Annotated in this window: 8 protein-coding genes and 1 pseudogene; 5 read left to right on the top strand and 4 right to left on the bottom strand. The window is 44.9% G+C overall.

Translation table 11 applies throughout. From position 1 onward, the window contains the following. Positions 1 to 232: 232 nt before the first annotated feature. The 3 genes from AB7U21_RS10090 to AB7U21_RS10080 all read left to right on the top strand — a co-directional run bounded on the left by AB7U21_RS10090 (position 233) and on the right by AB7U21_RS10080 (position 1,340). On the top strand, positions 233 to 568 hold the full coding sequence (locus tag AB7U21_RS10090; RefSeq protein WP_428388761.1) for a DUF167 domain-containing protein: 336 nt from the start codon (positions 233 to 235) through the stop codon (positions 566 to 568). Positions 569 to 662: 94 nt separating this feature from the next. Further along, positions 663 to 788: a hypothetical protein gene (locus AB7U21_RS10085; protein WP_428388759.1), complete on the top strand. Its 126-nt coding sequence runs from the start codon at positions 663 to 665 to the stop codon at positions 786 to 788. A 51-nt stretch (positions 789 to 839) separates the two neighbouring features. Next, complete coding sequence (locus tag AB7U21_RS10080) at positions 840 to 1,340, top strand: toprim domain-containing protein (RefSeq protein ID WP_428388757.1); 501 nt, start codon at positions 840 to 842, stop codon at positions 1,338 to 1,340. Here the strand turns inward: AB7U21_RS10080 and AB7U21_RS10075 are convergent. The 3 genes from AB7U21_RS10075 to AB7U21_RS10065 form a co-directional block, all read right to left on the bottom strand. Continuing rightward, positions 1,337 to 1,759 carry a DUF356 domain-containing protein gene (locus AB7U21_RS10075; RefSeq protein WP_428388755.1) on the bottom strand — a complete coding sequence of 141 codons (423 nt, stop codon included), beginning with the start codon at positions 1,757 to 1,759 and terminating at the stop codon, positions 1,337 to 1,339. The genes AB7U21_RS10080 and AB7U21_RS10075 overlap by 4 nt on opposite strands. A gap of 96 nt (positions 1,760 to 1,855) precedes the next feature. After that, entirely contained in the window at positions 1,856 to 2,671 is an 816-nt protein-coding gene (proC, locus tag AB7U21_RS10070) for a pyrroline-5-carboxylate reductase (RefSeq protein ID WP_428388753.1), read from the bottom strand. A 22-nt stretch (positions 2,672 to 2,693) separates the two neighbouring features. Beyond that, positions 2,694 to 3,176, bottom strand: coding sequence for a multiprotein bridging factor aMBF1 (locus AB7U21_RS10065; protein WP_333787726.1), 483 nt, complete (start codon positions 3,174 to 3,176; stop codon positions 2,694 to 2,696). A gap of 83 nt (positions 3,177 to 3,259) precedes the next feature. Here AB7U21_RS10065 and AB7U21_RS10060 point away from each other — a divergent pair, with 83 nt between their 5' ends. Both AB7U21_RS10060 and AB7U21_RS10055 read left to right on the top strand, forming a co-directional pair. Further along, a complete protein-coding gene (locus tag AB7U21_RS10060; protein WP_333787725.1) occupies positions 3,260 to 4,552 on the top strand; it encodes a proteasome-activating nucleotidase in 1,293 nt (430 codons plus the stop codon). Positions 4,553 to 4,602: 50 nt separating this feature from the next. Further along, complete coding sequence (locus tag AB7U21_RS10055; RefSeq protein WP_428388750.1) at positions 4,603 to 5,193, top strand: DUF99 family protein; 591 nt, start codon at positions 4,603 to 4,605, stop codon at positions 5,191 to 5,193. Positions 5,194 to 5,200: 7 nt separating this feature from the next. Here AB7U21_RS10055 and AB7U21_RS10050 read toward each other — a convergent pair. Beyond that, positions 5,201 to 5,383, bottom strand: a pseudogene (locus AB7U21_RS10050) (phosphoglucosamine mutase); the annotation flags it as partial.

Below are 5,383 nucleotides of genomic sequence, written 5' to 3'. Positions count from 1 at the left end.
TCCCATCCCACGGATGCGCATTTTTAGGTCCTTGCACAAGAACATGGCAGAGCCATTCGATGAGTGTACAGTCAACCATAATGCGCTACATAAGATAATGCAAAAAGCGCCTGTCACGAGGGAAACTGGGAAGGACTGCGGACATTCCAGAGGATGAGCTCCCGGAGTTAGTGCGTCAGGCCACAGCATTATCTGCGTGCAAGCATGTATTCTCGTTACTGCTATATACGATTTGGAGATTTCTACATCTATGCCTTTCAGAGATGCATTAAGAGAGGTTAGTGATGGGATAGTAATAGATCTTGAAGTAACTCCTGGTTCTAAACATGCATGCGTTCCCAGCGGGTATAATCCCTGGCGAAAACGCATTGAAGTTAAGATTTCCCAGGCTGCGCAGAAAGGGAAGGCCAATGAACAGCTGATAGAACAGCTTGCGGCTTTATTTGGTGTGAACAGTTCTTCTGTGAGCATCATCAGTGGAGCAAAGAACAGCCAGAAATCGATCCTCGTGAAAACAGTAAGTGTGGACTTTGCATTATCTGTTCTTGGGAAAAACCTGAAGGGTTGATATGATCATCATTTATATGTGTCCCTAATACTTTCACATAGCTTGGGACCGGTTAATATACACTCCTTTCATACTGTATCTTGAGGTGAAGAGCATGAATACAATATTCGAGAGTTTGATCGAGCGGGCAAGGTACTATGAGCAGTTCGAACAATTCTGCAGATCCGTACAAATAACAGATTACCAGGAAACCGATGCATGCCAGACCACAGAAGCATAAGAATGCTTATAGGGTCGGGAACTAATAGTTATCCTGGAAGATATATCACTCATGTCAAAGAATTTGAAGACCTATAGGATGCCCGGTTATGAGAAAACTCTCAAGGCACCCTTGTTCGTATATAGAAAACGTCTTGAGCTCATTGAAGAGTTACTTGAGGAACTGCTATATTTTTCTATGGAAGGAAATATAATCCTGGTAGAGGGAAAAAGGGATCTGGCATCACTTAGGAAGCTTGGTATAAAAGGGAGAATAGAATTTGTTACTCACCACCCCTTAGCAGACATCTGTGAAAAAGTTGCAGCCACTGGGAAAGATATAGTGATATTGACCGATTGGGATCGAAGAGGCATCATTCTCGAAAAGAAGATCTCTGATCATCTGGAAAATTACGGTATCGACATAGAGCACCGACTAAGAAAACGTGTTCTGTCCCTTGTACAGAAGGATATTAAGGACGTAGAAAGCCTATATACCCACATTTCAAAACTAAGGCAAATAGCTGATCCTGAATACTATTATAACAATACTGATGATAACGTTTTCATTTAGCCATAAGCTGATTGCGTACTATCCTGAGACGCGAACTTACGTTCGAATTCAGGGGATAGCTCGGCCTTATCTACTAATTCTTCATAGACTTTATGCCGAGGGCTCACGATTACTATGTGCGCCGGCGGATGGATCTTACGAAGTTTACTAATAGCTGCTCCAGCATTATTATCAAGTTCCACCAGTGCTGCAGAGTTGCATTTGGATTTTAGAGGTACTCCGACCACACTCACAAGCACGTTATCTGCATACTGAGGTTCGATGCGCTTAGGCTTTGATAGAAAACGTAGATGACCATAATGTTCAAGATCATGCAATGCTACATTAACCTTGTCGGCATTATCCGCCCTTATGACAGCAAACGACTTAATGTCAATCCCTCTGGTCAAACTACAATCCCCCTTTTTAATTTCAAACATACTTTAAAGTTCTCTATATAAGAATTTTGTTATTTTAAATTTCAAATGCTCAACATTTACTAAATTCTATTTAAATATATAGTTTTCCATTAGATTTTATTCTCCAAGTTCTCTGGACCTTTTTGCAGAAGCAATGACCGCGTTCATAAACGCAGCACGTACGCCTCTTTCCTCAAGTTCCTTTATTCCCCGGATAGTGGTTCCTGCAGGAGAGGTTACCATGTCCTTGAGTTCACCCGGATGTGTATGGAATTCAAGCGCCATCTTTGCTGCACCAAGTACAGTCTGGGCTGCCAGCACAAGTGCACTGTCTCTGTCCAGGCCTTCATATACCCCGCCGTCAGCCATGGCTTCAATAACAGGAAATATATATGCGGGTCCGCTTCCTGAAAGTCCTGTCACCGCATCCATGAGTTTCTCCTGGACTATTATAGCGCTACCCACCGCACCGAACATTTCAAGTGCAAGTTCGGCATCTTCCATGGAAGCGGTTGGGCCGGGACAGATCGCAGAAGCAGCCTCTGAAACTGTTGCGGCGATGTTCGGCATTACACGGATGATCCTTGTTCCGGGGTTCAGTTCTTTTGCTATTTCCTGCAAAGGAACTCCTGCAGCTATTGATATCACAAGCTTTTCAGCCGTCACTTTGTCCTTTATCGATCTCAGCACACTCTTTAGTATCTGTGGTTTGACAGCAAGCAGTATTATATCGGAATTAACCACTGTAAGATCGTTGTCATTGGATACATTGATGCCAAGCTCTGTCCGCATCCTTTCCAGTCCGAGATCATAAACATCGCTGGCATAAACTTTAGATGGGGCTATAATGCCTGAATCACATATACCTTTTATAAGTGCAGATCCCATCTTGCCAGTTCCGATCACTCCCAGCTTCTTATCCTTAAGGTGCATTGTTTTACAACTCCCTGTACGTTTACTTACGCTTAATATTGACTATATCTCCAAGGGTAGTTCCTTTATGGAGCTTATCCCCTTTCCATTCGTCGTCACTGATCCTTTCAATTAGTTTGACCTCAAGGACACGCTCAAGCTTTTCTCTTACACTGTCCTCCGGAACCAGCTCCCGGCGTTCAAATTTCCGGATGAGTGTTGCCTTTTCTTTTATTTGGGCAGCAAGTTGTTCCGGTGTCCAGCCATGTTTTTCCCTTGCTTCCCTAATAACCTGATCATAATTGTCCACGATCTCTTCAGCCAGCTTTTCAAATCCGGTCCTCTGAGTTCTTCTGGGCCTGACAGATGTCGGCTGCACTGGAGAGACCTTCCTGGAAACAGGTGTGCGTTTGCTGGCAGGGGCACCGTACTGGGAGCATTTGGTGCATACAGTCAGTTCGCCACCATCGATAATGACCTTAAAAGGACTTCCACGAATATCTTCACCGCATATTTCGCATTGCATACACAAATCACTCTTAAAAACCTACATAGCGTTTTTACGAAAGGGCTATATATCGTATGCGCTTAAATAATGTTCGGAGCTGTATGAACGAGACCAGTGAAGCAGATACCAAGAGGTTCGCTCCCGCGGGAGCGGACAGGAAAAACTATGAATATACTGGTTCAGAGAGTGACGAAGATTTTTCCAAGTACCTGCTGGACCGCATGAAACAGTTAGAGTCCCGCAATACTCTTCTTAAAGAGCAATGCGACCAGATGGAATCTGAAAAAAGATACGTAGAAAGCCAGAAACTCAAATTTGAGCGTGAAGTTCGCAGGATGCAGGCTGAAATAGACCGATTGAAGACTGCACCTCTTGTAGTTGCAACCGTGATTGACCTCATAGGGAGTGACAAAGTACTTGTGAAAAGTAGTACTGGTCCTCAATTCCTGGTGGGAGTGTCCCAGTTCATAGATGACGAAACCCTGGTACCTGGTGCTACCGTGGCTTTAAACCAGCAGACACTTGCCGTAGTGGACGTTATACCTTTCACAGAGGAGCCTATGGTAAATGCTATGGAAGTGGTTGATCCACAGGATGTGGATTATGACCAGATCGGCGGTCTTGATGAGCAAGTACAGGAAATAGTCGAATCTGTTGAACTGCCACTTACTAAACCGGAGGCTTTTGCGAGGATCGGCATATCACCGCCAAAGGGGGTGTTGCTATTTGGGGAGCCTGGTACAGGAAAGACCCTGCTTGCAAAGGCAGTTGCCAACAGGACAGAAGCTACTTTTATCAGGGTAGTGGGTTCTGAGCTGATCCAAAAATACATAGGTGATGGAGCAAAACTTGTCCGGGAGATCTTTGCCATGGCAAGGAAGAAGGCCCCATCTATCATATTTATAGATGAACTGGATGCCATTGCTTCAAGACGTCTTAATGATACAAACGGCGCTGATCGTGAGGTACAGCGCACACTTATGCAGCTTCTTGCCGAGATGGATGGGTTCGACAACCGCGGAGAAGTGCGCATAATAGCTGCAACTAACCGTCTGGATGTGCTTGACCCGGCTATACTGCGTCCCGGCAGATTTGACAGAATAGTTAATGTGCCGATGCCTGATGGCAATGCAAGGGAACTGATCCTCAGGATCCATACCCGAAAAATGAAGATCGCAAAAGATATTGATTTCAAGAAGCTTGCCTCCCTTGCTGAAGGAGTGAGCGGTGCTGACCTTAGTGCTGTTGCCATGGAAGCAGGCATGCTTGCTGTCAGAGAAGATAAAGAACAGGTGGAAATGGAACATTTCTTAAGATCAGTGAAGAAAGTAATGTCACCTGTAAAGTATTCGGTTCAGGTAACAACCGATCAACCACAGACAATGTTCGGCTGATGTCCCGTGGTTGACGATCGATTTTTTTTATTAGCGGAGAATCTGTTCTTGTGTATAGGTCATTCCATATAAAAAGCGAGATAAGGGTGCTTGCTATAGATGATTCTGCATTGATCGGCGATCAAATATTGATAGTCGGAGCCTTTTTCAGGGGAGGAGATTGGCTTGATGGTGTTATGAGGACCCATGTCACAAGAGATGGTATGGATAGTACGGAAGCCATTGTAGGGATGGTCAAGTCCAGTAAACACTTTGGACAGATAAGGGTCATTATGCTCGATGGGGTGACGTATGGTGGTTTCAACCCGGTGGATATTAATTGCATCTGGGAACTTACAGAAATTCCCGTAGTGGCGGTTATGAGGGCATATCCTGATCTCAGGAAAATAGAAGATGCCTTGTTGCACCTCCCTGAGCCAAAAAAAAGAATGGACATCATACTTAGAGCTGGAAGCATCACAAAAGTACGAACAAAACCCGGATCTAATCCTCTTTACATCCAATGTGCAGGTATAGAACCGCAACATGCAGCAAAGATAGTAAAGCTCACGGCCACCCGGAGCAACATTCCTGAACCTCTGAGAGTGGCCCACCTTATAGCCACGGGAATGGTACTCGGTGAGTCAAGGGGAAAAGCATAAGACAAGCTTATGCATGCTTTTCCACTAGTTGCACACCATTATTCATCAGTTCTGCAGCTCTTTCTTTTGTCCCGGACTCTGCGAATATGCGTATGATCGGTTCGGTGCCTGAAGGCCTGATCAGCACCCATCCGTCCTCATACCAGGTCTTCACACCATCCGTAGTATCAACTTTCATCTGCCCGGTGGT

It is taken from the genome of Methanomethylovorans sp., from assembly GCF_050177135.1.
GTDB lineage: Archaea > Halobacteriota > Methanosarcinia > Methanosarcinales > Methanosarcinaceae > Methanomethylovorans.
The sequence above is the reverse complement of the archived record's forward strand: the minus strand, read 5'-3'. Positions and strand labels throughout refer to the sequence as shown.

Bases quoted from the DNA above. Each gene is read 5' to 3' on its own strand.
- AB7U21_RS10085 (WP_428388759.1), top strand. From the start codon at position 663: ATGAATACAATATTCGAGAGTTTGATCGAGCGGGCAAGGTACTATGAG.
- AB7U21_RS10075 (WP_428388755.1), bottom strand. From the start codon at position 1,759: ATGTTTGAAATTAAAAAGGGGGATTGTAGTTTGACCAGAGGGATTGAC.
- AB7U21_RS10080 (WP_428388757.1), top strand. From the start codon at position 840: ATGTCAAAGAATTTGAAGACCTATAGGATGCCCGGTTATGAGAAAACT.
- proC (WP_428388753.1), bottom strand. From the start codon at position 2,671: ATGCACCTTAAGGATAAGAAGCTGGGAGTGATCGGAACTGGCAAGATG.
- AB7U21_RS10060 (WP_333787725.1), top strand. From the start codon at position 3,260: ATGAACGAGACCAGTGAAGCAGATACCAAGAGGTTCGCTCCCGCGGGA.
- AB7U21_RS10065 (WP_333787726.1), bottom strand. From the start codon at position 3,176: ATGCAATGCGAAATATGCGGTGAAGATATTCGTGGAAGTCCTTTTAAG.